Origin of the sequence: Micromonospora fulviviridis, from assembly GCF_014648395.1 — a bacterium.
Lineage (GTDB): Bacteria > Actinomycetota > Actinomycetes > Mycobacteriales > Micromonosporaceae > Micromonospora > Micromonospora fulviviridis.
Genome location: NZ_BMRA01000002.1, coordinates 411,262 through 437,857, shown reverse-complemented (window position 1 = coordinate 437,857; position 26,596 = coordinate 411,262). Strand labels below are relative to the sequence as shown.

Genomic DNA, 26,596 nt, shown 5'->3' with positions numbered 1-26,596 from the left:
TCCGTTACCGGGCCGTGCCCGGCGGGATCGACGAGTAGGTGTCGTCGTAGTAGCCGCCGAGCTTGTCCCGGTACGCCGGGTCCGTGTCGGTGGTCTCGTCGTACTCGGGCGCGGCCTTGATCTGGTCCTTGCTCCGGTCGACGTAGACCTTCCGCTCGTCGTGGTCGACGTGGTTGACGGTACCGGCCGGCAGCATGACCTTCTTGCCGAAGATCCACGGCCCGGTGTCCACCACGAGGAAACTGGAGTTCACCTCGTGGCTGGCCCGGTCCACCTTGCCGATACCACCGTCCGTCGCCTCCACCTTGTAGCCGACCAGGTCCACGCCGGTCACCCCGGCGTCGTCCCGGTAGCTCCACGGATCGAAACGCCCGGCGGGCGTGCCGCCCGCGAAGGCGCCCTGACCACCCTGGGTCAGCGGATCCGGCGTCCCGTGGGTCGTTCGAGGGTCGAGCCGCTCCATGGCGTCAACACTCCCTTTCTCGACTTTTGGGGGATGTGCCTGTCGGATCCCTTCCTACCCGGATACGGAGATCGATACACCGACCGGTTCAGGCGAGCGCGGACTCCGCGTCCAGGGCCACCGCGGCGGCGTGCACGACTGCCGCGATGCGCAGCCCCTCGTGCACCTGGTCGCGGCTGAACCCGGTGGCGCGCAGGGTCTTCTCGTGCGACTCCAGGCAGACGCCGCAGCCGGTGATCGCCGAGACGGCCAGGCTCCAGAGTTCGAAGTCGGCCTTCTCCACCCCGGGCCGGGCGATGATCTGCATCCGCAGCCGGGCCGGCAGCGAGGCGTACTGCTCGTCGCCGATGAGGTGCTTGGCCCGGTAGTAGACGTTGTTCATCGCCATGATGGTGGCCGCGCCCTTGGCCGCCTCGACCGCCTCGGGCGTCAGGTGACCGGCCGCCTCGGCGGCGATCTCCCGCAGCACCACCGGGTTGCGGGCCGCCACGGCGCAGGCCAGGGCGGTGCCCCAGGCCTGCTCCGGCTTCAGCGTCGAGGTGGTGATGGTGGAGCCGAGGTTGAGCCGGATGTCCTTGGCGTACTCGGGCAGGGCCGCCTTGACCGCGTCCAGACCCATGGTCAGGCCCCGGCGCCGGCGAGCAGCGCGTTGGCGTCCAGGGTGGCGCCGCCCTTGTTCCAGTTGCACGGGCAGAGCTCGTCGGTCTGGAGGGCGTCGAGCACCCGCAGCACCTCGGAGACGTTCCGGCCGACCGAGCCGGCGGTCACCATGGCGAACTGGATCTCGTTGTCCGGGTCGACGATGAAGGTGGCCCGCTGGGCGACGCCGTCCTCGCCGAGCACGCCGCAGTCGGCGGTCAGCTCACGCTTGATGTCGCTGAGCATGGGGAAGGGCAGGTCGCGCAGGTCCGGGTGGTCCTTGCGCCAGGCGTAGTGGACGAACTCGTTGTCCACGGAGACGCCGAGGACCTGGGCGTCCCGGTCGGCGAACTCGCCGTTGAGGCGGCCGAACTCGGCGATCTCCGTCGGGCAGATGAAGGTGAAGTCCTTCGGCCAGAAGAAGACGACGCGCCACTTGCCCTCGTAGGTCTTGTGGTTGATCGTCTCGAACGCCTTGTCGGCGTCGAGCGAGACGCAGGCGGTGAGTTCGTACTCGGGGAAGCGGTCACCGACAGTGAGCACGGGTCCTCCTTGACGGCGGCCCGGCAACGACGCCGGGCCGGTAACTGGATCTGTTCCAGATGTTTCCCGCGGCCCGGTTCCCCCCGGACGCCGGGCGGGTGCCGTGTTAAGTCGATCACGGGTCCGTCCCGCGATGTGGATTTTGCCTCCCAAAACAGGGGCGGGGTGGCAGAGTACGAACCGTGACCAGCTCCGTCCTGATTATTGGCAGCTAGCGCGCCGGCCCACCCCCTCGCCGAGCGCGCAGACCTCCCGCATCCGCGGGGGGTCTTTTTGTTGCTCCCCGCAGGTTCGAGAAGAGGACTCCCATGACCTTCCAGGTGTACGACACGACGCTGCGCGACGGCGCCCAGCGCGAGGGGCTCAGCTACTCGGTGGTCGACAAGCTGGCGGTGGCCCGCCTCCTCGACGACCTCGGGGTCGGCTTCATCGAGGGCGGCTGGCCGGGCGCGGTGCCGAAGGACACCGAGTTCTTCCGCAGGGCCCGCACCGAGCTGGAGCTGCGGCACGCGATCCTGGTCGCCTTCGGCGCCACCCGCAAGGCCGGCGTCGCGGTCGAGGACGACCCGCAGGTGCGCGGGCTGCTGGACGCCGGCACCCCGGCCGTGGCGCTGGTCGCCAAGGCGGACCTGCGGCACGTCGAGCGGGCGCTGCGCACCACCGCCGAGGAGAACCTGGCGATGATCCGCGACACGGTCGCGTACCTGGTGGCGCAGGGGCGGCGCGTCTTCGTCGACGGCGAGCACTTCTACGACGGCCACCGGCACGACCCGGCGTACACCGCCGCGGTGGCTGAGACGGCGCTCGCCGCCGGGGCCGAGCGGTTCGTCCTCTGCGACACCAACGGCGGGATGCTGCCCTCGCAGGTCACCGCCGCGATCACCGACCTCACCGCGCGCACCGGGATCGCCCCGGAACGGCTCGGCATGCACGCCCAGAACGACACCGCCTGCGCGGTGGCCAACACGATCGCCGCGGTCGAGGCCGGCGTCCGGCACGTCCAGGGCACCGCCAACGGGTACGGCGAGCGCCCCGGCAACGCCGACCTCTTCGCGATCGTGGCCAACCTCCAGCTCAAGCTCGGCATGCCCGTCCTACCGGAGGGCTGCCTGGAACAGATGGTGCGGGTCTCGCACGCCATCGCCGAGATCGCCAACATCGCCCCCGATACCCACCAGGCCTACGTCGGGGCCGCCGCCTTCGCCCACAAGGCGGGGCTGCACGCGAGCGCGATCAAGGTCGACCCGTTGCTCTACAACCACGTGGATCCCTCGGTGGTGGGCAACGACATGCGGATCCTGGTGACCGAGATGGCCGGCCGGGCCAGCGTCGAGCTCAAGAGCCGCGAGCTGGGCCTGGATCTGGCCGGCCATCCGGACGCCCTGTCCCGGGTCACCAACCGGGTCAAGGAGTTGGAGGCCGGCGGCTGGTCGTTCGAGGCCGCCGACGCCTCGTTCGAGCTGCTGGTCCGCTCCGAGCTGCCGGACGCCGCGCCGGCCCGGCCGTTCGCGCTGGAGTCCTACCGGGTGCTGGTCGAGCACCGCGAGGACGGCGCGGTGGTCTCCGAGGCCACCGTCAAGATCCGGGTACGCGGCGAGCGCGTCATCGCCACCGCCGAGGGGAACGGCCCGGTCAACGCCCTCGACGAGGCGCTGCGGGTGGCGCTCGCCCGGCACTACCCGGAGCTGCGCGAGTTCGAGCTGGCCGACTACAAGGTCCGCATCCTGGAGGGCAGCCACGGCACCGGTGCGGTGACCCGGGTGCTGGTCGAGACCGCCGGGGCCGGCCGTGACTGGACCACGGTCGGCGTCCACCCCAACGTGGTCGAGGCCAGCTGGCACGCCCTGGTGGACGCCCTCACCTACGGCCTGGACCGGGCGCGGGTCTGAGGCGGGCTCACCCGGCGGGCAGCCGCAGCTCGGCCAGCACGGCGCGGTGGTCGCTGCCCGGCACGGCGTACACGTCGACCGCGCGGACCGCGATGCGCCGGTCGACCAGCACGTGGTCGATGGTGACCGGCGGGATCGGGTCGCCGTCGTACGGGCCCCAGGTGCCGGAGAGCCCGCCGCCGGCCGCGGCGGCGGCGTCGACGTAGCCGGTGTCGATGAGGTCGCGCAGTGGCGCGTGGTCGAGGGTGGCGTTGAAGTCGCCGGCCAGGATGCTCAACCCGCCCCCCGGGGTGGCCGGCGGTTGGGCCCGCAGGTCGGTCCACCAGTCCGGCACCACCTCGACGGCGTACGGGGCGGCCGGGTGTGCCGACTCCACCCGCAGCGGCGGCGCGCCCGGCACGGCCACCGTCCCGTACGCCTGGGTGAAGGAGAAGCCCTGGTTGCGCCGGTAGCCGGTGCCGCTGAGCGGGTGGCGCGCGTACAGGCCGGAGCCCGTGGTGCCGACCTCGGGGTTCAGCACCCGGTAGGGCAGCAGGGTGGCCAGCCCGAGCCGGTCCAGTTCGGCGGCGATCTGGGGGGTGAACTCCTGCACGGTCAGCACGTCCACCCGGTTGGCCCGGACCAGCTCGACGAGCCGCGCCGGGTCGGCGCCGCCCTTGAGCAGGTTGGCGGTGAGCAGCCGGAGGACGGGCCCGTCGACCGTGGGCCGGTCGTCACGGACGACGCGCGGCGCCACCGCGCCGAGCAGCGCCAGGGCGGCGAGCGCCGCGACCACCGCCGGCGCGCGGCGCCGGAGGGCGAGCGCCAGCGCCACCGTGGCCGGCGCGGCCGCGGCGACGTACGGCGTGAAGGCGACCGCCTGCACGAGCGGCCCCCGTTCCAGCCCGGCCAGCCGGAGCACCGCCCAGGCGGCCACGGGCGCGACCGCCACCCAGCAGGCGATCGTGGCGGCCCGGCGGACCCGGGTGCCGGCCCATCCCGGCGCACTCGTCGTGATCACGGCCGTCACGCTACCGTCCGGCCGTTCGGGGCGGTGCCCCACGGACCATTTCATGAATGGTCGGACGCTCACTTCTCACAATTGTCGAAAGCGTTTTTCGAATGGCGCGCGGTAAATGCGAGCTATTGACCGTGCGCATTTTCCGGTGCTAGGTTCCACGTGGTCGAGGCGTCGCGACTCTCCGTAGTAAGCCCAGTTCAGAGCCAGGTGCAGCACGGCATTCACGGTGCGCTGACGACGTGGATCCCCCGATGGTCCGCAATTGTCTGCGCCTGGCTGGCGTGTCGAATCCAGCCGTCCCGCACCGCACGCGGGTCGGCCGTGTCACCACGGTCACACAAGGGAGATCTGTCATGGCCACATTCCTCAAGCGCAAGGCGACGGTGGTGGCCCTCGCCGCGCTGTCCCTCACCCTGGCCGGCGGGGGTATCGCGGCAGCCGCCCACCCGGCGGCGAAGGCGGCCGAGGCCGGGCAGCCCGGCGCCCGGCAGCCCGGCCACCAGCCCCCGGTGACCGCCGCCGAGAGCCGGGCGGCGAAGGCCGCGCTGAACGCCACCCTCGCCGCGCCGACCCCGGGGCTGGTTGCCTGGGCGGTGGTGAGCTCCAACGGGACCCTGCTCCAGCACTCGGCGAACGTCGTGAGCGCCAAGAAGTTCTCGCCGTCGGTGCCCGGGCAGTTCGCCGGGCAGTACCAGGTGACGCTCGACTACGACGTCCACCTCAGGGCGCTGCACGCGACCATCGGCACCAATGACGCCGCGAACGTCCCGCCGGGCGGCGAGGTCTCGGTGGCGCCCCGCTACCTGACCCCGAACGCCGTCTTCATCCAGACCCGCAGCTCCTCCGGCGGGTACGCCGACCGGCCGTTCCACCTGGTCATCGCCAACTGACCGCGGGCCGCCACGCCGGCCCCCGCCGAGTGCGGGGGCCGGCCGGCCCGGCCTGACCCGGTCTGCGCCGCCCTGGGGCGCCAGGGCCCGCCCGCGCCGTTGCGGTCCGGCCGGGGGAGTACGTCCCGCTCCGGGCCGGAAAGGGACGCCGAGGGGCCGATAATCCGACGTTTGTCCGTACGTCGGCACGGGAAGCAAGCACCGTGACGGACATCTCGGACACCCTGGCCAGCGTGCCCAGCCCGGTCGATGCCGACGCGAGCGGCGTCGAGCTGGAACAGACCCTCTTCGAGGTCAAACGCGTGATCGTCGGGCAGGATCGCCTCGTCGACCGCCTGCTCACCGCCCTGATCGCCGACGGCCACTGCCTGCTGGAGGGCGTGCCCGGCGTGGCCAAGACCCTCGCGGCGCAGACCCTCGCCACTGTGGTCGGCGGCAGCTTCTCCCGGATCCAGTTCACCCCCGACCTGGTCCCCTCCGACATCGTCGGCACCCGCATCTACCGGGCCTCCACCGAGGCGTTCGACGTGGAGCTGGGCCCGATCATGGCGAACCTGGTGCTCGCCGACGAGATCAACCGGGCCCCGGCCAAGGTGCAGTCGGCGCTGCTCGAGGCGATGGCCGAACGGCAGGTATCCATCGGCGGCCGGAGCTGGCCGGTCCCCGACCCGTTCCTCGTGCTGGCCACCCAGAACCCGATCGAGTCGGAGGGGGTCTACCAGCTCCCCGAGGCGCAGCGCGACCGGTTCCTCATGAAGATCGTCGTCGACTACCCGAGCGACGCCGACGAGCTGGCCATCCTCTACCGGATGAGCACCGAGCGGCCGACCGCGCGCCCGGTGCTCGACCCGTCCCGGCTGCGCGCGCTCCAGCGCCGCGCCGCCGACATCTTCGTCCACCACGCGCTCGCCGAGTACGTGGTCCGGCTCATCCTCGCCACCCGGGACCCGGGGCGGTTCGGGCTGTCCGAGATCGCGCCGCTGCTGGCGTACGGGGCGAGCCCACGGGCCACCCTCGGCCTGGTGGCGGCGGCCCGGGCGCAGGCGCTGATCCACGGCCGGGACTACGTGCTCCCGGAGGACATCCGGGACCTGGCGGTGGACGTGCTGGCCCACCGGCTGGTGCTCTCCTTCGACGCCGTGGCCGACGGAGTCTCCGCCGAGACGCTGGTCCGCCGGTTGGTCGAGGCGGTGCCGCCACCCCGGGTGGTCACCGGGCACCCGGAGGCGGCGCCCGACCTGGCGGCGGCATGAGGCGCCGGGACGCACCCGTCCTGCCCGACCCCGGGCTGGCCGACCTCGCCCCCGACCAGCGACTGCGCCGATTGGAACTGACCGTCACCCGGCGGCTCGACGGGCTGCTGCACGGCCAGTACCGCGGCCTGCTGCCCGGCCCGGGCAGCGAGGCGGCCGGCAGCCGGGAGTACCGCCCCGGCGAGGACGAGGTACGCCGGATGGACTGGGCGGTCACCGCCCGGACCACCGTCCCGCACGTGCGCGAGGTCGACGCGGACCGGGAGCTGACCACCTGGCTGCTGGTCGACGCCAGCCCCAGCATGGAGTACGGCACGGCCACGCTGGACAAGCGGGAACTGGCGGTGGCCGCCGTGGCGGCGGTCGGCTTCCTCACCGCCGGCGTCGGCAACCGCCTCGGCGGCCAGGTGCTCACCCCCGAGGGCGTACGCCGGTTCCCGGCCCGGGGCGGGCGTACCCACCTGCTCGGGCTGCTCCGCGCCCTGCTGGGCGCGCCGCGCACCGACGGGCACCGGGGCACGCCCCCGCCGGCCCTGGCCGACGGGCTGGACGGGCTGCAACGGGTGGCCACCCGGCGCGGGCTGGTGGTGATCGTCTCCGACTTCCTCGACGGGCTGCCCGACGACCCGGACTCCGCCCCGGCGTGGGAGACCGTGCTCCGCCGGCTGGCCGTCCGGCACCAGGTGCTCGCCGTCGAGGTGACCGATCCGCGCGAGCTGGAGCTGCCCGACGTCGGGCTGGTCACCCTGGTCGACCCGGAGACCGGCCGTCACCGCGAGGTGTGGACCGGCGACCCGGCCCTGCGCGAGCGGTACGCGCAGGCCGCCGCGGCCCAGCGCGACCAGGTCCGGCACGCGCTGCGCCGGTGCGGGGCGACGCACCTGGCGCTGCGTACCGACCGGGACTGGAGCGCGGACATCGTCCGGCACGTACATGCCCAGCGCCGGCTGGCCGCCGCGCCCGCCGCGGCCCGGGGAGGTGCGGCGTGACCTGGCAGTCGCCCGCCCGCCTCTGGCTCCTGCTCGGCGTCGCCGCGCTGGTCGTCGGCTACCTCGTGATGCAGCGCCGGCAGAGCCGGTACGCGGTCCGCTTCACCAACCTGCGGCTGCTGGACCGGGTCGCCCCGCAGCGGCCGGCCTGGCGCCGCCACGTCCCGGCGGGACTCTTCCTCGCCATGCTCGCGCTGCTGGTGGTCGGCTTCGCTCGGCCCAACGCCGAGGTGCGGGTGCCCCGCGAGCGGGCCACCGTGATGGTGGCCGTGGACGTCTCCACCTCGATGCTGGCCGGCGACGTCGACCCGGACCGGCTGACCGCCGCCAAGGAGGCCGCCCGCCGGTTCGTCGACGGACTCCCGGACGAGTTCAACGTGGGGCTGGTCGCGTTCGCCGGCAGCGCGGCGGTGCTGGTGCCGCCGAGCACCGACCGGGACGCCCTGCACGAGGGGATCGAGCGGCTCGCCGAGGGGATCACCGGGGTGCAGGGCACCGCCATCGGGGAGGCAATCGGCACCTCGCTGGGCGCGGTGAAGAGCCTCGACGCGAAGGCCGCGAAGGACCCGCCGCCCGCGCGCATCATCATCCTCTCCGACGGCGCGAACACCTCCGGGATGGACCCCATGGAGGCGGCCGCGCAGGCCGTGGCGGCCAAGGTGCCGGTGCACACCATCTCGTTCGGCACGCCGTCCGGCTCGGTGGACCGGGGCGGGCGGGCGATCCAGGTGCCGGTCGACGGGCAGACCCTCAAGGCGGTCGCCGACGAGACCGGCGGCGGCTTCCACGAGGCGTCCACCAGCGAGGAGCTGCGCGCCGTGTACGAGGACATCGGCACCTCGGTGGGCTACCGCAAGGAACGGCAGGACATCTCCGCCCGCTTCATCGGCCTCGGGCTGGTCTTCGCCATGGGGGCCGCCGCCGGTTCGCTGCGGTGGTTCTCCCGACTGCCCTGACCCGCACCACGACCGGACGACGCACGACACGTGAGGAGCCCAGGTATGGCAGTGCAGACCGGACTCGGCGAGCCGCGCGGCCCGTGGTTCGTCTCGCCGGAGCTGGACCCGGACGGACGCAGGCGTTGGGACGTACCCGGGTCCGAGCGGGAGGCGGCACGGCGGAGCTGGCGCGGCCGGCTGCTGAGCGCGGCGGCGGTCGTGGCCCTCTCCACCGTCTCCGGGGCGGCGGCCGGCACCTGGGCGGCCGACCAGGACGCGCCCGGCCCGGCGGCGGCCTCCGCCGCGCCGGTGCCGGCGGAGCTGGTCACCGCCGCCGAGAAGACCGTCCCCGGGGTGGTCTCGGTGATGGTCGGCGGGGCGTCCGGCGCGTCGGCCTCCGGCTCGGGCTTCGCCATCGACAACGAGCAGCACATCGTCACCAACGACCATATCCTGGCCCGGGGCGGCTCCGGACCGGTGACGGTGGAGACCTCCGACGGGCGCCGGTTCACCGCCGAGGTGGTGGGGCGGGAGCCGGCCAGCGACCTGGCGGTGCTGAAGGTCCCGGCGTCGGCGCGGCTGTCGGCGCTGCCGCTGGCCAAGCCGAACTCCACCCGGGTGGGCGAGCCGGTGCTCGCGGTCGGCTCCCCGCTCGGCCTGGCCGGCACCGTCACCGCCGGTATCGTCAGCGCGCTCAACCGGCAGGTGCGCATCGGCAACGGCCGGCACACCGCGGTGCAGACCGACGCGTCCATCAACCCGGGCAACTCGGGTGGGCCGCTGGTCAACGCGCGGGGTGAGGTGGTCGGGGTGAACACGGCCATCGCCACCATCGACGGCAACGGTTCGATCGGCATCGGGTTCGCCATTCCGATCGACCAGGTCCAGCAGACCGCCGACACCATCATCGGCCGGGGCGGCTGATCGGCCCCGCAGCCCTGAGCTGCGCCGCCGTGCCGAAAGGTCCGGCCGGAAGGGGAGAAGTGTCGGATATCCGGCGTGGGACCATCGGGCCATGGAAATATTACGCTGAGTATGGATACTGGCGGAGGTGGAGCAAGCTGTCATCGCGGCCCTCCTCCTGGTGGGCCTGGTCATCGGCGCCGGTGTCGGCGCGTCGTACGCCCGCGCGCAGCGGGGCTGGAAGGACTACAAGACCATCCGGACCAGCGTCCCGGGCGCCCGCCGCACGGCCTGGGTGGCGATCCGTGCGGTGGTCACCAAGATCGGCGTGATCGCGCTGCTGCTGGTCGGGGCGGCGGCCTACGCGGCGGCCGGGTCGGACCACGAACGCGCGGATCCCGGGCCCACCCCGACCCCGACCGTGACCGCCACCCCGGGCCACCGCGCCGGGCGTTAGCCTCGGGGCGTGGACGACGGACTGCGGGTGACCGACCGGCTCGTGCTGCCCGATGCCGAGCTGCGGGAACGCTTCTCCCGCTCGTCCGGCCCGGGTGGTCAGGGGGTCAACACCACCGACTCGCGGGTGGAGCTGAGCTTCGACCTGGCCGGATCGCCGAGCGTGCCCGAGGCGCTGCGCGCCCGCGCCCTGGACCGGCTCGCCGGCCGGCTGGTCGACGGGGTGCTGACCGTGGCGGCCAGCGAGCACCGGGCCCAGCTGGCCAACCGCGAGGCGGCCCGCGAGCGGATGGCCGCCCTGCTGCGCGAGGCGGTCGCGCCGCCGCCGAAGCCGCGCCGCCCCACCCGCCCGTCCCGGGCCGCCAAGGAGCGCCGGCTGGCCGAGAAGAAGCGACAGTCCCAGCGCAAGCGCGACCGCCGGGTGGACGGCGACTGACCGCAGGTCAGCGCGACGGCACCGGCCCGGCGGTGGCCCGCCCGTGGTCGCGGAGCACCTCGAACGCCGTGAGGGCCAGGCAGACCGCGGCCAGCAGGGCCAGCGCGAGCAGCGCCGACAGGCCGACCGTCAGCGGCAGCAGCGCCGCCACGACCAGGGCCTGCACCTGGCGGGCCGGCGGTCGGCGCCCGGTCGTCCGCCACCGGAACGCCTGGACGCCCAGCAGGTAGAGCAGCACCCCGCCGAAGAGCGCGGCGTGCGCCAGCGGGTACGGCGGCGGCCCCAGCTCGAAGAAGCCCCGGCTGCCCAGCACCGACATGGTCTTGCGCAGGCCGAGCGAGACCAGCACGATCCCGGCCACCATCGGCAGGTGCAGCCAGGTGTACGCGTCGCGGGCCAGTCGGGTCCGGGTGCGGAGGTCGGCTGCCGCCAGCGCCCGTTCCCCCTCGGTGCTGTCCCAGCCGAAGTAGGTCCACCACAGGGCGGCCAGCAGGGCGGTGCCGAGGAACGCCGCCACTACGATCCGGGCCGAGACCGGTGTGTAGGCCACGGCGGTGCCCATCGAGATCACCGCCTCGCCGAGCCCGATGATGATGATCAGGCTGTGCCGGTCGGCCCAGTGCTCCGCCGAGCGCACGGTGAGATAGCGCAGGCCCACCCGGGCGTTCCCGAGCACGTCGACCGCGATGGCGAGCAGCCACAGTGCGACCCGGGGTGGGGAGAACTGGCGGACGTCGCCGACCGGCAGCGGCAGCAGCGCGGCGACCAGCATCAGGCCGAGTGCGACCAGGGTCGGCGTGGCGGCCCGCACCGGCGGCGTCCGCCGGGCCGGGTTCTGCCACGCCACCAGCCCGAACGCGGCCAGCTGCAGCAGCCGGATGGCCGCGTAGCAGGCGACGAAGATCAGCGGCCCGGGCAGGCCGCCGCGCGAGTCGTCGATCGCCTGCGGGCTGGCCAGCGTGATCATCGCCGTGAGCGCCACCACCAGCACCATGACCAGGCGGACCACCGGGGTCTCCGCGCGGACCTCGGCCGCCAGCCAGGCGTACGCGCACCAGCCCTGCCAGAGCACGGCGAGCACCAGCAGCCCGCGCGCCAGGCCCGTCCACGTCGGGTCGTCGGCCATCAGCGCGGCCAACTGGAGGAACGCGTAGACGAAGACCAGGTCGAAGAAGAGCTCCTTCGGGGTGACCCCGGCGTGCTCCTGGGTCGGCCCGATCTGCGCGTGCAACCGGCGGTGCCGGCGCCGGAACACGGTCAGGTCGGCCAGCGCGGTCGCGCCCACCGCGGCGGCCAGCAGGGCCAGCTCGGCCAGCGCCGGCAGGTGCGGCGCGACGGGGGCCAGCCCGGCCACCAGCAGGATGCCGAGCACCGGGGAGCGGCCCAGGATGCGCAGCGTCCGCACTTCGAACAGCACCAGCCCCGACAGGTAGAGCGCCACCCCGCCGTGGAGCACCATCAGCGTCAGCAGCGGGGTCGGCTTTCCGCTGTCCACCTGAAGCTCGCCGAGCACCTTCTTGAGGCCGAGCGCCACCAGGATCAGCCCGGTCATCATCGGCAGGTGCAGGAAGCTGTACGCGTCCCGGCCGAGCAGCGCGCGCCGCCTGCCGGCGACCCGCTCCAGCGCCTGCTCGGCAGCGAACCGGGCCACGTCGAAGTACGTCCACCACAGCGCGCCGGCCAGCGCCACCCCGAGCAGCGCCCCGACCAGCACCTCCGGGGTCAGCGGCTGGGCCGTCGCCACCCCCTGGCTCAACCCCACCGAGATGATGGTCTCGCCGAACCCGATCAGGATGATCAGGCTGTGCCGCTCGGCCCAGTACGGGATCGAGCCGATCCGCCACAGCTCCGCGCCGAGCAGCATCGCCCCGCCGTACTCGGCGACGATCGCGCAGCCCACCAGCGCGAAGCGGAGCCACTCCCGGCCCACCTCGTTCGGCACCGGCGCCGGGACCAGCGCGGCGGCGAGCAGGAACAGCGCGCCAGCCAGCGGCGGCGGCCACGCCCGCAGCGCCAGCCGGCGGGGTCCCGCCTCCCGGGCGGCGGCCAGCGCGGCGACGGTCAGCGTGGTGCCGCGAACGACCAGGTAGCCGAGGGCGAAGATCATCGGACCGGAAAGCCCGCCGGGCCGGTCCTGGAACGCCTCCCGCACGGTCAGGCCCATCACGAACAAGGTGGCGCTGAGCCCGAACACCACCACCGGCATGACGCCGCGGTCCAGCCGGATGCTGCTGCCCAGCCAGGCGAACGGCGCCCAGCACCACCAGAGCAGCGCGAGCAGCAGCAGGCCCCGGGGCAGCCCGGCCAGGTTGAGCTGCTCGGCGGTCACCCCGGTGACGTTGAGGAACGCGAAGACGAAGATCAGGTCGAGGAAGAGTTCCAGCCGGCTGACGTCGCCCGCCTCGCCGGCCAGCTGGATCCGACCGGCGCCGCCCACCACCTCACTGTGCCAACCGCGCCGGGCGCCGACCGGGGATCCGTCCCAATCACCCCCAAGGACCGGCGCGCCGGAAAACTGTTTGAGGGCCGCCACGCGGTCGCCCAGAATTCGCCGCGTGCCGAGCGACTTCTCCGTCAAGCCCACCCTCACCGGCGACCTGGTCCTGCTGCGTCCGTTCGTCGACGACGACCTCGCGGCCTTCGAGGCGATCCTGGCCGACCCGGAGGTCGCCCGGCTCACCGGCAGCCCGCCCGGAGAGGGACTCGATCCGGCCCGGCTGCGGGCCTGGTACGGCACCCGCAACAGCCAGCCCGACCGGCTCGACCTGGCCGTCGTGGACCGGGCGACCGGGGCCTGCGTCGGTGAGGTGGTGCTCAACGAGTGGGACCGGCACAACGACAGCTGCAACTTCCGCACCCTGATCGGCCCCGCCGGGCGGGACCGGGGGCTCGGCACCGAGGCGGTCCGGCTCGTCGTCGGGTACGGCTTCGAGCAGCTCGGCCTGCACCGGATCGGGCTCGAGGTGTTCGCCTTCAACCCGCGCGCCCGCCGGGCCTACGAGAAGGTCGGCTTCGTAGCCGAGGGCACGCTGCGGCAGGTCCTCCGCGACGGCGACGGCTGGGTGGACGCCACCGTCATGTCGATCCTCGCCGAGGAGTGGGCCACGCACCGGGGCCACCCGGCCGGCTGAGTGCCCCGGTCAGCCCGGCCGGTCGGTCGCGTCGAGGGCGGCCAGCAGCCGGGTCCGCAATCCGGCGGCCCGTCCGGCGAAGTCCCGCTGGGCGGCGGCGTACTCGGCCCGGCCCTCCGGGGTCTCCACCCGGACCGGCGGGTGACCGAGGTCGGCCAGGTCGTACGGGCTGGCCCGCATGTCCAGCGTGCGGATCTCCCGGGCCAGCGCGAAGGCGTCCGCCACCAGCTCCGACGGCACCAGCGGCGAGAGCTTGTACGCCCACTTGTAGAGGTCCATGTTGGCGTGCAGGCAGCCCGGCTGCTCCAGCGCGTGCTGGCTCTCCCGGGTCGGCGTGAGCACGTTGAGCGGCCGGGCCGGCGCCGTGAAGAACCGGAACGCGTCGAAGTGGCTGCACCGCACGCCCCGCTCCTCGACGACCGCCGCGGTGGCCGCCGGGCTGAGCCGCAGCGGCCAGGCGTTGTGCCGCACCTCGTCCTGGGTCTGCCGGTACACCATCGCCCACTCGTGCATGCCGAAGCACCCGAAGTGGGCCGGGCGGCCGGCGGTCGCGGCGAGCAGCGTACGGATCCAGGCGATCGACTCGGCGCGCCGCGCGCGTACCCCCTCGGTGTCGAGGGTGACCCCGGCGGCGGTGGCGCGGTAGTCCCGGCCGAACCCGGCCGGGTCCGCGTCGCGCAGCACCACCCCGGCGCCGGGGTGCCAGCGGCGCAGCTGGGCCGGGCGGTGCGAGTAGTAGGTGAAGAGGAAGTCCTCGACGGGGTGCCGCACCCCGGAGCGGCGGCGGGCCAGGTGCGGCGCCAGCCAGGCGTCCACCCGCTCCTCGTGGGCGCGACGCCGGGCCTGCCAGTCGGCCGCGTCGAGCGCGGTGGCGGGGGCGAGGGCGGCGGTCACGGACCCCAGGGTACGACCGCCGCCCCGCCCCCGGTCACGGCACGTCCACCCGCACCCCGGCGGAGAAGACCCCGCTGCGCAGCTCCAACTGCTTCGGTGGGTCGGCGCCGTGCACGGTGAACACGAGCGGCAGCAGCACCCGGGAGCCGGCGGCGACCGGCTGGGCGAAGACGTCCCGGCCGAGGTTGGCCACCCGGGTGGCGCTCTCGTCGGTGGCCACCCAGTTGCCCCCGGGCAGGTACGCCCGCTGCAACTGCCCGTGCCAGGTCTGCTCCCCGGGCGTGAGGTTGCGCACCCCGACCGTGGCCAGGCACTGCCGCCCGCCGGCCGGTGCCGCGGGCTGCGTTCCCGCGCCGCAGGTCAGCCGGTAGACGGTGAACTCGAACGCGCTCTCGCGCAGCGGGACGCCGAGCGGGCCCGTGACGCTGTTGCCCACCCAGGCGCCGCTGGTCGGCTGCTTGGTGGTGTCCATGGCGGCGACCCGCTGGGTGGCCGTCCACGCCGCCGCGCCGACCACGCCGGCCAGCACCGCGGCCGCGACCCCGGCCACCAGCCAGACGGGTGGCCGTCGGCGCCGTCCGGCGGTGGCGGGCATCGCCGGGCGCGGGTAGACCGTGCCGCGGTCGGCCGGGCCGCCCACCCCGCCGGCGACCGGCGGGACGCCGGCGGCGAGCCGGTTCGGGCCGGGCGTGGTGCCGGTGGCCGCCGGGGCCGGGCCGGAGCGCCGGCGCCGCCACGCCCACCACAGCACGCCGCCGGTGACGACCAGGAGCGCGGCCAGCGCGGCCAGCAGCACCGGCGGGCGGCGCCAGGCCGGGGCCGCGGTCACCTTCGCCGCCGGCACCGTGGGCGCCGTCCAGGTCGCCGTGGCGCAGTCGTACGGTCGGGTGCCGTCGGTGCCGTACGCGCAGGTCGGCGCGGTGACGGGCCGGCCCTGGGCGGCCCCGGTGAGCGCGGTGTTCAGCGTGGTGGTGCTCCGCGCCGGCAGCCGCAGCCGCCAGGTCACCTCGCTGGCGGTGGCCGACCCGATCGGGCGGTTGGCCCGGCCGCCACCGGTCACGGCGGTCGCCCGGGCCCCGGTCGGCAGCTCCTGCCGGACGGTCGTCTCCACCGGCGTGGGGCCGGCGTTGCGGACCTGGATCCGGTAGCCCGGCGCCGGGGTGCCGGCCGCCGCCACCGCCACGGTGACCGGTGGCGTGGTCAGCTGGATCGGCGCCGGCTTGGTGGTCGGCACCGCCGGTGGCGCCGCGGGCATCCCGGTCGGAATCGGGGTGGCCCGGGCCGCCGCGGCCGGCGGAGCCGCCGGTTGCGGGGGCGCGGCGGCCGCCCGGGGCGCCGTCGCGGGCAGCGCCGGCACGGCGGCCATGATGCCGAGGCAGTTCACGAGCACTGCCAGGGTCCTGTGGTGTCGTCTCGATGCAGGCATACGAACGAACCTCCGGCCCCGAAGCTATGGGCCCGGGCCCGCCGGGCGGGTACGAAGCCGGCAATCCCGCCCCGGCCGGCGCGGGCCGGCGTACCCTGGCGCGCCAAACTGCCGGCCGGAGGCCGCGTCCGGCGTGGCCCGGCCGGCCGTCGGGGATAGATTGGCCGGGTGCGTATCGCTCGTTTCGCTCATGCCAAGGGAATGTCGTTCGGGGTCGTCGAGGGCGAGCCGGAGGCCGGGCCGCAGGGCCTGACCATCGCCGAGATCGAGGGCCACCCGTTCGGGCAGATCCAGTTCTCCGGCGCCCGCTGGGCGCTCTCCGACGTCCGGCTGCTCTCGCCGATCCTGCCGAGCAAGGTGGTCTGCGTCGGCCGCAACTACGCCGAACACGCCGCCGAGCACGGCAGCGAGGTGCCCAAGGAGCCGCTGCTCTTCCTCAAGCCGTCCACCTCGGTGATCGGTCCCCGGGACGCCATCCGGCTGCCTCTCTTCTCCAAGCAGGTCGAGCACGAGGCCGAGCTGGCCGTGGTGATCGGCGCGCCGGGCGCGCGCCGGGCCGACCGGGCCGCCGCCGAGCGGGCCATCTTCGGCTACACCTGCGCCAACGACGTCACGGCGCGGGACCTCCAGCGCTCCGACGGGCAGTGGACCCGGGCCAAGGGCTTCGACTCGTTCTGCCCGATCGGTCCGTGGATCACCACGGGGCTGGACGTCACCGACCTGGAGGTCCGCTGTGAGGTCGGTCGCAACCCGGAGGAGATGGAGGTACGCCAGCTCGGCCGGACCAAGGACATGGTCTTCGACGTGCCGGCCCTGGTGTCGTACATCTCCCACGTCATGACGTTGCTCCCGGGTGACGTGGTGCTGACCGGCACGCCGGCGGGGGTTAGCCCGCTCACCGACGGGGATACGGTCACCGTGCGGATCGAGGGGATCGGCGAACTCACCAACCCGGTGGTACCGGTCGCCTGATGCGTCCGACGCCTCGTTTCCGCAGCTCAGTGGCGGTTCGGGGGGTTGGATTTGGCCTGCCGGCACCGGGAGGGTAAAGTTCATTCCCGGCGCCGCAAGGGGCCAATGGGGTATGGGGTAATTGGCAGCCCGACTGATTCTGGTTCAGTTAGTCTAGGTTCGAGTCCTGGTACCCCAGCGCAGCCGCGGATTCGCGAGAATCCCGGACGCTGGATTCTGGCGGAGTTCCGCTCCGCCCCTCGCGAGAGGGGCGGCAGATGATCTCTGATAGAGTGCAGCTTCCCGCCCGCGAGGGCGCGGAAGCATGAAGTTCTGGCCCCGTCGTCTAGCGGCCCAGGACGCCGCCCTCTCAAGGCGGTAGCGCCGGTTCGAATCCGGTCGGGGCTACAAGCGTTGACAGTCCGTCCCACCTCGTGGGGCGGGCTGTTTCGTGTGCGGTCCCGCGTTCCGGCGGCCCACCCCCTCGTCGGGGGGCCGGACGTGGTGCCGCTAGACTACTGCCGCACCGCTCGTCAGGGCGGTGAAGCAGGAAAAGTGCCTGGCCCCGTCGTCTAGCGGCCCAGGACGCCGCCCTCTCAAGGCGGTAGCGCCGGTTCGAATCCGGTCGGGGCTACCACACCGAACGGCCTGTCTCGCTCCCGCGAGACGGGCCGTTCGCCGTTCCACCGGACCCGCTCGTGTTGATCAAGAAGTTTGCGTCAGGACCGGGCCGATTCGTGACGCAAACCTCTTGATCAACGACCCAGGGGGCACGACCCAGGGGACAGGGGTCAGAGGCCGGAGAGGCGTTGGCCGGCGCGGACCACCGCCATGGCGTGGCGTTCGCCGGGGCGGCGGCCCAGGCGCTCGATGGGGCCGGAGATGCTGATGGCGGCGATGACCCGGCCCGTGCGGTCGCGGATCGGGGCCGAGACGCTCGCCACACCGGCCTCCCGCTCGGCGACGCTCTGCGCCCAGCCGCGGCGGCGTACCTCGGCGAGGGTGCGGCCGGTGAACTTCGACCGGGGCAGCAGCGGCATGACCGCCTCGGGCGGCTCCCAGGCGAGCAGGATCTGCGCCGCCGAGCCGGCCGTCATGGGCAGCACCGAGCCGACCGGCACGGTGTCCCGCAGGCCGCTGGCCCGCTCGGCCGCGGCCACGCAGATCCGCTCGTCGGCGCGGCGCAGGTAGAGCTGGGCGCTCTCCCCGGTGGCGTCGCGCAGCGCGGCGAGCAGCGGCTCGGCCGCGGTCAGGAGCACGTCCGGTGCGGCGTTGGCCAGTTCGCCGAGCCGGGGGCCGGGGCGCCAACGGCCCTGGGTGTCCCGGACCAGCATCCGGTGGATCTCCAGCGCCTGTGCCAGCCGGTGCGCGGTGGCCCGGGGCAGCTTGGTCCGTTCAACGAGTTCGGCAAGGCTGGCGCCGTCGACGCAGGCGGCCAGGATGACCACCGCCTTGTCGAGAACGCCGACACCGCTCATACTGTGTCCCACAAGCCGAAATTTACCTCCCAGAATTTAGGATGTCCAGATGGTGGGAGTCACTCAACCGAGGACCCTGGCCGAGAAGGTCTGGGACGCGCACGTCGTCCGCTCCGCCACCGGCGAGCCGGACCTGCTCTTCATCGACCTGCACCTGCTCCACGAGGTCACCAGCCCGCAGGCGTTCGACGGGTTGCGCCTGGCCGGCCGTCGGGTCCGCCGCACCGACCTGACGATCGCGACCGAGGACCACAACACCCCGACCGGGTACGACGACCCGGCCTTCCGCTCCCGGCGCGGCGACCTGCTCACGATCGCGGACCCCACCTCCCGCACCCAGATCGAGACGCTGCGCCGCAACTGCGCCGAGTTCGGCGTACGGCTGCACCCGCTGGGCGACGAGAACCAGGGCATCGTGCACGTCATCGGCCCGCAGCTGGGCCTCACCCAGCCGGGCATGACGATCGTCTGCGGCGACTCGCACACCGCCACCCACGGCGCGTTCGGTGCGCTCGCCTTCGGCATCGGCACCAGTGAGGTCGAGCACGTGCTGGCCACCCAGACGCTGCCGCAGGCCCGCCCGAAGACCATGGCCGTGAACGTCACCGGCCAGCTCGCCCCGGGCGTCACCGCCAAGGACCTGGTGCTCGCCCTGATCGCCCAGGTCGGCACCGGCGGCGGGCGTGGCCACATCGTGGAGTACCGGGGCGAGGCGATCCGGAACCTCTCCATGGAGGGCCGGATGACGATCGCCAACATGTCCATCGAGTGGGGCGCCAAGGCCGGCATGATCGCGCCGGACGAGACCACGTTCGCGTACCTCAAGGGGCGGCCCCACGCGCCGCAGGGGGCCGACTGGGACGCGGCGGTGGCCTACTGGCGGACGCTGCCCACCGACGAGGGCGCGACCTTCGACACCGAGGTGACCCTCGACGCCGGCCGCATCACGCCGTTCGTCACCTGGGGCACCAACCCGGGCCAGGGCGTGCCGCTGGGCGCGGCCGTCCCGGACCCGGAGGAGTTCGCCACCGAGCCGGAGCGGGTCGCCGCCCGCCGGGCCCTGGAGTACATGGACCTGACCCCCGGCACCGCGCTGCGTGACCTGGCCGTGGACGTGGTCTTCGTCGGCTCCTGCACCAACGGCCGGCTGGAGGACCTGCGCGCCGCCGCCGACGTGCTGCGCGGGCACCGGGTCGCCGACGGCGTACGCATGCTCGTGGTGCCCGGCTCGGCCGCGGTCCGCGAGGCGGCCGAGGCGGAGGGGCTGGACAAGGTCTTCGCCGACGCCGGGGCCGAGTGGCGCTTCGCCGGCTGCTCCATGTGCCTGGGCATGAACCCGGACACCCTGAAGCCCGGCGAGCGCTCCGCCTCGACCTCCAACCGCAACTTCGAGGGCCGCCAGGGCCGGGGCGGGCGTACCCACCTGGTGTCCCCGCCGGTCGCCGCCGCCACCGCCGTGGTCGGCCGGCTGGCCGCCCCCGCCGACCTGTAGAAGGGCAGCCGAGAGATGGACAAGTTCACCACCCACACCGGCACGGCCGTGCCGCTGCGCCGATCCAACGTGGACACCGACCAGATCATCCCCGCCGTGTACCTCAAGCGGGTGACCCGGACCGGATTCGCGGACGGACTGTTCAACGCGTGGCGGGAGGACCCGTCATTCGTCCTCAACGATCCGGCCCATTCGGGTGCGTCGATTCTGATCGCCGGCCCCGAGTTCGGCACCGGATCCTCCCGGGAGCACGCCGTCTGGGCGCTGCGGGACTGGGGCTTCCGGGCCGTCATCTCGCCCCGCTTCGGCGACATCTTCCGCGGCAACGCGCTCAAGGAAGGTCTCCTTCCGGTCGAGCTGGAATTGAAAGCCGTGGAAGAACTGTGGGATCTCGTGGAATCCGAGCCGACCACGCCGATCACTGTCGACCTCGCCGCCCGCCAGGTCCACGCCGGTGACGCCACCTGGGCGTTCCCGCTGGACGACCACAGCCGTTGGCGGCTGATGGAGGGCTTGGACGACATTGGACTCACCCTCCGGCACGAGGCCGAGATCAGCGCCTACGAGGGTTCCCGCCCGTCGTTCCTGCCCTCGGTCGCCTGACCGCAGATAGCTTTTCGCCCCCACCGGCCCCGCCGGTGGGGGCGAATCCGTTACGACACAAGGGCTTTTTTCCACCGAATGTTTGTGTCCAGGCAGCACAGGGCATACCGTGCGCGCAGAATGGCTCGCGTCGAGTCAGTTGCACAATCGGGAGGAAGTCGTGAACAAGGCCGAGCTCATTGAGGCGCTCGCCGTTCGCCTGGGGGACCGGAAGACGGCGACGGCCGCGCTCGACGCGGTTCTCGCTGAGGTCCAGGCGGCGGTCACCAAGGGCGAGAAGGTGGCGATCACCGGTTTCGGAGCGTTCGAAAAGCGCATCCGGGGCGCCCGAACAGCGCGCAACCCGCGGACCGGCGAGGCGGTGAAGGTCAAGAAGACCTCCGTCCCCACGTTCCGTGCGGGCGCGGGCTTCAAGGAGATGGTGGCCAGCGGCAAGGTGCCGAAGGCCACGGCCGCCGCCAGGAAGACCGCCACGGCCGCCGCGAAGACCACGGGCGCGAAGGTGACCGGGGCCAAGGCCGCCGCCGCGAAGAAGACCACGGCGGCGGGCGCCGCCAAGAAGACCACGGCGGCGAAGGCCACCAAGACGACCGCCGCGACCAAGAAGGCCGCGCCGGCGAAGAAGGCCGCAACCAAGACGACCGCGGCCAAGAAGACCACCGCGGCGGCGAAGTCCACCGCCGCCAAGAAGACGACGGCCGCCAAGACGGCCGCCAAGAAGGCGCCGGCGAAGAAGGCTCCGGCCAAGAAGGCCGCCGCCCGGCGCTGACCGCACGGCCTGAAGGGCGCCCACCGTCCGCGGTGGGCGCCCTTTTTCGTGGGTACGCGTTGACCGGCCCTCGCGCGGACCCGCAGAATCCTCGTGCCGAAAACCCCGTCGGTCACGAGAAGAGGGGCGCCCGTGCGCCACCGTCACCTCCCCACCGTCGCGCTCGCCCTGGGCGTCGTGGTCCTGCTCGACGTGCTGCGGGTGTGGCTGCCGTCGATCATCACCATCTTCGGCCAGGCAGCCGAGACCCCGGCCGAACTCCTCGGCGCCTTCGCCCTCGGCTGGTTCGTGCTCGCCCTCGCCGCGCCCGTCCTGGTCCGCCGGCTCGGTGCGCGCCCCGTGCGCCTGGTCGCGGCCGGGCTGCTGGCCGCCACCCGGCTCGCCCTGACCGCCGCGCCGGGCGGCCGGGTCCAGCTCTGGCTGGCCTGCGCCGGCCTGCTCGCCGGCCTGGTCTGGCTCGCCGCGACCGCCGCGACGGTCGTCCGGCCGGTGCCGGGGCTGGCGTTCGGCCTGGCCGGGGCCGCCGTCGGGCACGCCCTGCTCGGCACCCAGGACCTGGTCTGGCGGGGCGGCGCGCTCGGCTGGACGGCGAGCGTCCTGCTGGTGCTGGCGTTCCTGGCGGCCTCGGTGGCGACCGAGGGCTGGTCCGCGGGGTCGGTGCACGGCTCGCCGGACCGGCCCGCCGCCGATCCGCACGGCGGCCCCACGGGTGCCCGGGCCTGGCTGCTCGCCGGCCCGGCGCTGCTGGTGGCCGGTCAACTGGCGCTCGCACCGGCGGTGTGGAACGCCTCGTACTCCTACGGGTACGGCACGTCCGACTTCCCCGGCCTGGCGCTGTCGCCCGACGGTTCCGCCTCGGCGATCCCGGCGTTCGCGGTCGGGTTGTTCCTGGCGGCCGCGCTCACCCGGCCTCCGGCCTGGCTCGGGCGGGTGGTCTGGCCGGCCGTCCTGCTCGCGGGCGCGGTGCTCTTCGCGACCGACCGGCCGGGTTGGCTGGGCTGGGCCTACCTGCTCGCCGCCGTGGGTCTCGGCGGCTGCCTCGCCCGCACCGACACCGGCCCGACGCACGGCGTGGTGACGGACTCCGCCGCCGACCGGGCGACCGGCCGCCGCGACACCGGTGCCGCGCGGCGGGGCTGGGCGGCCGTCGGCGGGATGCTGCTGTTCGCGGTCGCTTGCGTCGCCTACTACGCGGCCTACGACCTGGGCTATCCCAACGGCTGGGTGCCGGTGGGCGCGGCCGGCCTGATCGCCGTGTCCGCCGCCACCGGACCCGCCCAGGCGGCCCCCCTCCTGACCGGGTACGCCCGGCGCCTCACGGCCCTCGGGCTGGCGGGGCTGGCGGGGGTGGCGGGCGTGCTGCACCGCCCGGAGCACCCCGCGGCACCGCCCGATCCGCGACCCGCGGCGGTACGGCTGGTGGCGTACAACATCCGGATGGGGTTCGGGCTGGACGGGCGGCTCGACCTCGACGCGCTGGCCCGGGCGGTGGACGGCAGCCGGCCGGACGTGGTGCTGCTCAGCGAGGTGGACCGGGGCTGGCTGCTCAACGGCGGCCACGACACCCTCGCACTGCTCGCCGGGCGGCTGCGCCTGCCGTACGTCTTCGCGCCGGCCGCCGATCCGGTGTGGGGCGACGCGGTGCTGAGCCGCTACCCGGTGCGGGCCGGCCGCACCCGACCCCTCGCGGCGCACGGCGCGCCGACCGGGGCGCAGGCGCTCGGCGTCACGCTCGACCTCGGCGGCCGGGAACTCGCGGTGGTCGCCACCCACCTGCAACCGCCGCCGGGGCAGGACCCCGTGGCCCAGGCCCGCGAGGTCGCCGCCTTCGCCACCCGGTACGCGGCCGGCCGCCCGCTGGTGCTCGGCGGCGACCTGAACACCGAGCCCGCCGACCCGGCGTTCACCGAGTTCACCCGGGCCGGCCTGGTCGACGCGCTGGTCGCGGCCCGCCCGCTGCGTACCAGCCCGGCCGACGACCCGCGCACCCAGATCGACCACGTCCTCGTCTCGCCGGGTCTCACCGCGTCCGGGGCGACGGCCCCGCGCAGCACGGCCAGCGACCACCTGCCGGTCGCGGTGACCCTCAGCCTGCCCTGAACAGCCCTCCGCCCACCGCGTCGGCGAGAGAAGGCGACCCCTTCACGACCGGAGGCGTCAACAGCGCCCGTCCTCACAGGGGGTCGGCGGCGAGCAGCCGGTCGCCGGCGAAGGCGAGCAGCCAGCCGCCGCCCTTCGGGGTGGTGTAGTCGTCGGAGCGGCCGGTGAGCCGTTCCAGCGCGCCCGGAATCACCTTGCCCTGGCTGCACACCGCGACCGGCTCCCCGGCGGCGGCGAGCGCGGTGAGCCGGGCCGCGGCGGCCAGGGCGCACTCGTCCGGCTGCTGGCCGGGCCGCGGCTCGTCGAGGTCGCCGACCACCTCGATGGGCAGGTCCAGCAGAGCGGCCGCCGGGTCCAGGGTCTGCACGCAGCGCCGCGCCGCGGCGGATACCAGGCGGGTGGGGCGGATGAGCGCCACCAGGGCGGCGAGGGCCTGCGCCTGGGCCCAGCCCTCGGCGTCCAGCGGCCGGCCGGTGTCCGGGGCGGTCCAGGTGCCGCGCCTGCCGGCATGCGCGTGCCGGACCAGCAGCAGGGTGGCGGTGACCGGCGGCAGCGCCGCGAACGCGGCGATCACCTCGGCGTCGTGCGGGTAGCTGACCTGGCGTACCGCGCGGTCGGCGGGGAACCAGGCCACGTCGTCCACCTCGGTGTCCGGCTGGAAGCCGCCCTGCGCGGCGGCCCGCATCGACCAGTAGTCGACCGCCTTCGGCCGGCCCTCGCTGCGGTAGCGGGCGGTGGGCAGGCGTACCTGCGGTACGGCCCGGACGTCGGTCTCCTCGGCGACCTCGCGGACGGCGGCCCGCAGCGGGTGTTCGCCGGCGTCCAGCTTGCCCTTGGGCAGCGACCAGTCGCCGTAGCGGGGGCGGTGCACCAGGCAGACCTCGACGCCGCCGGCGGCCGGGCGCCAGACGACCCCGCCCGCGGCCCGGATCCGCACCGGCTCGTCGTCCGTCATCCGCTCACCGTATGCCCGCTCGGAGCGAGTCGTGGTCCGCTCAGCCCGCCCTCCCGCCGACCCGGTGCAGGAGCAGGTCCTGCAGGTGGGTCAGCGGCGTGTCGTCGGTGCCGGTACGCCGGTGCCAGCTCCCGTCAGGGGCCAGCTCGAAGGCGTCGACCTCGGGGCTGAACGCGGCGGTCAGCACGTGGTCCAGCTCGGCCCGGGCCACCGGGTCGCTCACCTGCACGAGCGCCTCCACCCGGCGGTCCAGGTTGCGGTGCATCAGGTCGGCCGAGCCCATCCAGAACTCGGCGTCGCCGTTGTTGCCGAACCGGAAGATCCGCGAGTGCTCCAGGAACCGGCCGAGGATCGAGCGGACGCGGATGTTCTCCGACAGCCCCGGCACCCCGGGCCGCAGCGTGCACATGCCCCGGATCAGCAGGTCCACGTGCACCCCGGCCCGGGACGCCCGGTAGAGCGCGTCGGTGATCTCCTCGTCGACCAGCGCGTTCACCTTGAACTGCACCAGCCCCGGCATGCCCAGCCGGACGTGCTCGATCTCCCGCTCGATCCGCTCGACCAGGCCGCTGCGGATGCCCTGCGGGGCCACCAGCAGCCGCCGGTACGCGGTCTGCCGGCTGTAGCCGGTGAGCACGTTGAACAGGTCGGTGAGGTCGGCGCCGATCTCCGGGTCGGCGGTGAGCATGCCGAAGTCCTCGTAGAGCCGGGCGGTCTTCGGGTGGTAGTTGCCGGTGCCGATGTGGCAGTAGCGGCGGATCTGGTTGCCCTCCTGGCGTACCACCAGCGCGGTCTTGCAGTGCGTCTTCAGGCCGACCAGGCCGTAGACCACGTGGCAGCCGGCCCGCTCCAGGGTGCGTGCCCAGCCGATGTTGGCCACCTCGTCGAAGCGCGCCTTCAGCTCGACGAGCACCACCACCTGCTTGCCGGCGGCGGCCGCGTCGACGAGCGCGTCGACGATGGGAGAGTCGCCGCTGGTGCGGTAGAGGGTCTGCTTGATGGCCAGCACGTCGGGGTCGGCGGCGGCCTGCTCGATGAAGCGCTGCACGCTGGTCGCGAACGAGTGGTACGGGTGGTGCACCAGCACGTCCCCGTCCCGCAGGGTGGCGAAGACGCTGCGCGGCACCTCGCCCTCGGCGAGCCGGGGGTGGGTGGCCGGCACGAACGGCGGGTCCTTGAGGTCCGGGCGGTCGGCCTCGCCGTACACCTGCCAGAGCGCGGAGAGGTCGAGCAGGCCGCGGACCCGGAGCACGTCGTGGCCGTCCATGTCCAGCTCGCGGACGAGCAGCTCCAGCATGTGGTCGGAGATGGAGGCGGCCACCTCCAGCCGCACCGGCGGGCCGAACCGGCGCCGGGCCAGCTCCCGTTCCAGGGCCTGGAGCAGGTCCTCGTCGCGGTCCTCGTCGACCTCCACCTCGGCGTTGCGGGTCACCCGGAACAGGTGGCACTCGACCACCTGCATGCCGGAGAAGAGCTGCCCGAGGTGCACCGAGATGAGGTCCTCCACCGGCAGGAAGCGCACCCCCGGCTGGTCGCGGGCCACCCGCACGAACCGGGGCACGTTGTTCGGCACCTTCACGCGGGCGAACAGCTCCGAGCCGCCGTCCGGGTCGCGCACCGAGACGGCCAGGTTCAGCGACCGGCCCGAGATGTAGGGGAACGGGTGCGCCGGGTCCACGGCGAGCGGGGTGAGCACCGGGAAGATGTGCTCCCGGAACCAGGTGCGCAGCCGTTCCCGCTCGGCGTCGTCGAGGTCGCTCCAGCGCAGGATCCGGATGTCCTCCTCGGCGAGCTTCGGCAGCACGTCGTCGACGAAGCAGGCGGCGTGCCGGGAGACCAGGTCGGCGGTCTTCTCGGTGATCAGCTCCAGCTGGGTCCGCAGCGGCAGCCGGTCGCCGCCGCGTACCGGAAGGCCGGCGGAGAGCCGGCGCTTCAGCCCGGCCACCCGCACCATGTAGAACTCGTCCAGGTTGCTGGCGAAGATGGCCAGGAACTTCGCCCGCTCCAGCAGCGGGGTGCGGGGGTCCTCGGCCAGCGCCAGCACCCGCGCGTTGAAGTCGAGCCAGGAGATCTCCCGGTTGAAGAACCGGTCCTCGGGCAGCGGCAGGGCCGCGGGCGGCTCCACCTGAGGGCCCGGCCCCTCGACCGGGTCAAGCGACTCCTCCAGCCCGGCGGAGGCCGCCGCGGCGGGGTCGGGGCTGACGCTCTCCTCGGGCGGGCGTACGCGGCGGAACCGGCCGTCGGCGCCGCGCGTGGACGCGCCGTTGCGGGGCGTGTCGGGGTCGAGGACGTGTCGGGGACCGTCGGGGTGCTCGCGAGGGGTGCTCACCACCTCATGATTCCCCGACAACGGTGAACGGAAAATGAACTCGGGGCAGGTTGGTCACGCCATGGTCGG

General features: G+C 73.9%; 24 protein-coding genes and 3 tRNA genes. 17 read left to right on the top strand and 10 right to left on the bottom strand.

Going from position 1 to position 26,596, the window contains the following annotated elements; translation table 11 throughout:
* Positions 1 to 4: 4 nt before the first annotated feature.
* The 3 genes from IEY96_RS07010 to IEY96_RS07000 all read right to left on the bottom strand — a co-directional run bounded on the left by IEY96_RS07010 (position 5) and on the right by IEY96_RS07000 (position 1,645).
* The gene (locus IEY96_RS07010) at positions 5 to 463 is read right to left on the bottom strand and encodes a PRC-barrel domain-containing protein (protein WP_189193963.1); all 459 of its coding nucleotides are present in this window, start codon (positions 461 to 463) and stop codon (positions 5 to 7) included.
* 88 nt (positions 464 to 551) lie between these two features.
* Entirely contained in the window at positions 552 to 1,082 is a 531-nt protein-coding gene (gene ahpD / locus IEY96_RS07005; protein WP_189193962.1) for an alkylhydroperoxidase, AhpD family, read from the bottom strand.
* Between the two features lie 2 nt (positions 1,083 to 1,084).
* Positions 1,085 to 1,645: a peroxiredoxin gene (locus IEY96_RS07000; protein WP_151463499.1), complete on the bottom strand. Its 561-nt coding sequence runs from the start codon at positions 1,643 to 1,645 to the stop codon at positions 1,085 to 1,087.
* A gap of 308 nt (positions 1,646 to 1,953) precedes the next feature.
* On the opposite strand from IEY96_RS07000, the gene cimA reads away from it, so the two are divergent.
* Entirely contained in the window at positions 1,954 to 3,534 is a 1,581-nt protein-coding gene (gene cimA, locus IEY96_RS06995; RefSeq protein WP_189193961.1) for a citramalate synthase, read from the top strand.
* Positions 3,535 to 3,541: 7 nt separating this feature from the next.
* On the opposite strand, the gene IEY96_RS06990 is transcribed toward cimA, so the two are convergent.
* On the bottom strand, positions 3,542 to 4,477 hold the full coding sequence (locus IEY96_RS06990) for an endonuclease/exonuclease/phosphatase family protein (protein WP_229791463.1): 936 nt from the start codon (positions 4,475 to 4,477) through the stop codon (positions 3,542 to 3,544).
* 410 nt (positions 4,478 to 4,887) lie between these two features.
* Between IEY96_RS06990 and IEY96_RS06985 the strand changes: the two genes are divergently transcribed.
* From IEY96_RS06985 to arfB, 7 genes are all read left to right on the top strand, one after another.
* Positions 4,888 to 5,424 carry a hypothetical protein gene (locus tag IEY96_RS06985; RefSeq protein ID WP_189193960.1) on the top strand — a complete coding sequence of 179 codons (537 nt, stop codon included), beginning with the start codon at positions 4,888 to 4,890 and terminating at the stop codon, positions 5,422 to 5,424.
* 203 nt (positions 5,425 to 5,627) lie between these two features.
* Positions 5,628 to 6,677 carry an AAA family ATPase gene (locus tag IEY96_RS06980; RefSeq protein ID WP_189193959.1) on the top strand — a complete coding sequence of 350 codons (1,050 nt, stop codon included), beginning with the start codon at positions 5,628 to 5,630 and terminating at the stop codon, positions 6,675 to 6,677.
* Positions 6,674 to 7,666 carry a DUF58 domain-containing protein gene (locus IEY96_RS06975; protein ID WP_189193958.1) on the top strand — a complete coding sequence of 331 codons (993 nt, stop codon included), beginning with the start codon at positions 6,674 to 6,676 and terminating at the stop codon, positions 7,664 to 7,666. Before IEY96_RS06980 ends, IEY96_RS06975 begins: the two co-directional genes overlap by 4 nt.
* Entirely contained in the window at positions 7,663 to 8,622 is a 960-nt protein-coding gene (locus IEY96_RS06970; RefSeq protein WP_189193957.1) for a VWA domain-containing protein, read from the top strand. The genes IEY96_RS06975 and IEY96_RS06970 overlap by 4 nt, the downstream gene beginning before the upstream one ends.
* 45 nt (positions 8,623 to 8,667) lie before the next feature.
* Entirely contained in the window at positions 8,668 to 9,528 is an 861-nt protein-coding gene (locus IEY96_RS06965; RefSeq protein WP_189193956.1) for a S1C family serine protease, read from the top strand.
* 127 nt (positions 9,529 to 9,655) lie between these two features.
* On the top strand, positions 9,656 to 9,964 hold the full coding sequence (locus IEY96_RS06960) for a hypothetical protein (RefSeq protein ID WP_189193955.1): 309 nt from the start codon (positions 9,656 to 9,658) through the stop codon (positions 9,962 to 9,964).
* 9 nt (positions 9,965 to 9,973) lie between these two features.
* Complete coding sequence (arfB, locus tag IEY96_RS06955) at positions 9,974 to 10,399, top strand: alternative ribosome rescue aminoacyl-tRNA hydrolase ArfB (RefSeq protein ID WP_189193954.1); 426 nt, start codon at positions 9,974 to 9,976, stop codon at positions 10,397 to 10,399.
* A 7-nt stretch (positions 10,400 to 10,406) separates the two neighbouring features.
* Here the strand turns inward: arfB and IEY96_RS06950 are convergent, their stop codons facing one another.
* Positions 10,407 to 12,836 carry a low temperature requirement protein A gene (locus IEY96_RS06950; protein ID WP_189193953.1) on the bottom strand — a complete coding sequence of 810 codons (2,430 nt, stop codon included), beginning with the start codon at positions 12,834 to 12,836 and terminating at the stop codon, positions 10,407 to 10,409.
* Positions 12,837 to 12,954: 118 nt separating this feature from the next.
* Here IEY96_RS06950 and IEY96_RS06945 point away from each other — a divergent pair, with 118 nt between their 5' ends.
* Positions 12,955 to 13,530, top strand: coding sequence for a GNAT family N-acetyltransferase (locus IEY96_RS06945; protein ID WP_229791423.1), 576 nt, complete (start codon positions 12,955 to 12,957; stop codon positions 13,528 to 13,530).
* 9 nt (positions 13,531 to 13,539) lie between these two features.
* Here IEY96_RS06945 and IEY96_RS06940 read toward each other — a convergent pair whose 3' ends face one another.
* Together IEY96_RS06940 and IEY96_RS06935 are read right to left on the bottom strand one after the other, a co-directional pair.
* On the bottom strand, positions 13,540 to 14,424 hold the full coding sequence (locus IEY96_RS06940; RefSeq protein WP_189193952.1) for a 3-methyladenine DNA glycosylase: 885 nt from the start codon (positions 14,422 to 14,424) through the stop codon (positions 13,540 to 13,542).
* 34 nt (positions 14,425 to 14,458) lie between these two features.
* Positions 14,459 to 15,850, bottom strand: a complete 1,392-nt coding sequence (locus IEY96_RS06935; RefSeq protein WP_189193951.1) for a hypothetical protein — start codon at positions 15,848 to 15,850, stop codon at positions 14,459 to 14,461.
* Between the two features lie 168 nt (positions 15,851 to 16,018).
* On the opposite strand from IEY96_RS06935, the gene IEY96_RS06930 reads away from it, so the two are divergent.
* The 4 genes from IEY96_RS06930 (at position 16,019) to IEY96_RS06915 (ending at position 17,438) form a co-directional block, all read left to right on the top strand.
* Positions 16,019 to 16,822, top strand: coding sequence for a fumarylacetoacetate hydrolase family protein (locus IEY96_RS06930; RefSeq protein WP_189193950.1), 804 nt, complete (start codon positions 16,019 to 16,021; stop codon positions 16,820 to 16,822).
* Between the two features lie 106 nt (positions 16,823 to 16,928).
* Positions 16,929 to 17,000 (top strand) — tRNA-Gln (locus IEY96_RS06925).
* A 136-nt stretch (positions 17,001 to 17,136) separates the two neighbouring features.
* A tRNA-Glu gene (locus IEY96_RS06920) sits at positions 17,137 to 17,209 on the top strand.
* 153 nt (positions 17,210 to 17,362) lie between these two features.
* Positions 17,363 to 17,438, top strand: a tRNA-Glu gene (locus IEY96_RS06915).
* 154 nt (positions 17,439 to 17,592) lie between these two features.
* On the opposite strand, the gene IEY96_RS06910 is transcribed toward IEY96_RS06915, so the two are convergent.
* Complete coding sequence (locus tag IEY96_RS06910) at positions 17,593 to 18,279, bottom strand: IclR family transcriptional regulator (protein ID WP_013284529.1); 687 nt, start codon at positions 18,277 to 18,279, stop codon at positions 17,593 to 17,595.
* Between the two features lie 49 nt (positions 18,280 to 18,328).
* Between IEY96_RS06910 and leuC the strand changes: the two genes are divergently transcribed.
* From leuC to IEY96_RS06890, 4 genes are all read left to right on the top strand, one after another.
* Entirely contained in the window at positions 18,329 to 19,771 is a 1,443-nt protein-coding gene (gene leuC / locus IEY96_RS06905; protein WP_189193949.1) for a 3-isopropylmalate dehydratase large subunit, read from the top strand.
* Positions 19,772 to 19,786: 15 nt separating this feature from the next.
* Positions 19,787 to 20,374 (top strand): 3-isopropylmalate dehydratase small subunit, encoded by a 588-nt coding sequence (gene leuD / locus IEY96_RS06900; protein WP_091312584.1) that lies wholly within the window; start codon positions 19,787 to 19,789, stop codon positions 20,372 to 20,374.
* Between the two features lie 160 nt (positions 20,375 to 20,534).
* Complete coding sequence (locus IEY96_RS06895; RefSeq protein ID WP_189194262.1) at positions 20,535 to 21,143, top strand: HU family DNA-binding protein; 609 nt, start codon at positions 20,535 to 20,537, stop codon at positions 21,141 to 21,143.
* 132 nt (positions 21,144 to 21,275) lie between these two features.
* Entirely contained in the window at positions 21,276 to 23,243 is a 1,968-nt protein-coding gene (locus IEY96_RS06890) for an endonuclease/exonuclease/phosphatase family protein (RefSeq protein WP_189193948.1), read from the top strand.
* A 73-nt stretch (positions 23,244 to 23,316) separates the two neighbouring features.
* Here the strand turns inward: IEY96_RS06890 and IEY96_RS06885 are convergent, their stop codons facing one another.
* Together IEY96_RS06885 and IEY96_RS06880 are read right to left on the bottom strand one after the other, a co-directional pair.
* The gene (locus tag IEY96_RS06885) at positions 23,317 to 24,198 is read right to left on the bottom strand and encodes an NUDIX hydrolase (protein WP_189193947.1); all 882 of its coding nucleotides are present in this window, start codon (positions 24,196 to 24,198) and stop codon (positions 23,317 to 23,319) included.
* A 40-nt stretch (positions 24,199 to 24,238) separates the two neighbouring features.
* Positions 24,239 to 26,527 carry an RNA degradosome polyphosphate kinase gene (locus IEY96_RS06880; protein WP_189193946.1) on the bottom strand — a complete coding sequence of 763 codons (2,289 nt, stop codon included), beginning with the start codon at positions 26,525 to 26,527 and terminating at the stop codon, positions 24,239 to 24,241.
* Positions 26,528 to 26,596: the final 69 nt, after the last annotated feature.

What these genes read in the sequence shown, in the direction of transcription:
- leuC (WP_189193949.1), top strand. Translation starts at nt 18,329, where the DNA reads ATGGTGGGAGTCACTCAACCGAGGACCCTGGCCGAGAAGGTCTGGGAC.
- cimA (WP_189193961.1), top strand. Translation starts at nt 1,954, where the DNA reads ATGACCTTCCAGGTGTACGACACGACGCTGCGCGACGGCGCCCAGCGC.
- IEY96_RS06975 (WP_189193958.1), top strand. Translation starts at nt 6,674, where the DNA reads ATGAGGCGCCGGGACGCACCCGTCCTGCCCGACCCCGGGCTGGCCGAC.
- IEY96_RS06965 (WP_189193956.1), top strand. Translation starts at nt 8,668, where the DNA reads ATGGCAGTGCAGACCGGACTCGGCGAGCCGCGCGGCCCGTGGTTCGTC.
- leuD (WP_091312584.1), top strand. Translation starts at nt 19,787, where the DNA reads ATGGACAAGTTCACCACCCACACCGGCACGGCCGTGCCGCTGCGCCGA.
- IEY96_RS06885 (WP_189193947.1), bottom strand. Translation starts at nt 24,198, where the DNA reads ATGACGGACGACGAGCCGGTGCGGATCCGGGCCGCGGGCGGGGTCGTC.
- IEY96_RS06985 (WP_189193960.1), top strand. Translation starts at nt 4,888, where the DNA reads ATGGCCACATTCCTCAAGCGCAAGGCGACGGTGGTGGCCCTCGCCGCG.
- IEY96_RS06910 (WP_013284529.1), bottom strand. Translation starts at nt 18,279, where the DNA reads ATGAGCGGTGTCGGCGTTCTCGACAAGGCGGTGGTCATCCTGGCCGCC.
- ahpD (WP_189193962.1), bottom strand. Translation starts at nt 1,082, where the DNA reads ATGGGTCTGGACGCGGTCAAGGCGGCCCTGCCCGAGTACGCCAAGGAC.
- IEY96_RS06935 (WP_189193951.1), bottom strand. Translation starts at nt 15,850, where the DNA reads ATGCCTGCATCGAGACGACACCACAGGACCCTGGCAGTGCTCGTGAAC.
- IEY96_RS07010 (WP_189193963.1), bottom strand. Translation starts at nt 463, where the DNA reads ATGGAGCGGCTCGACCCTCGAACGACCCACGGGACGCCGGATCCGCTG.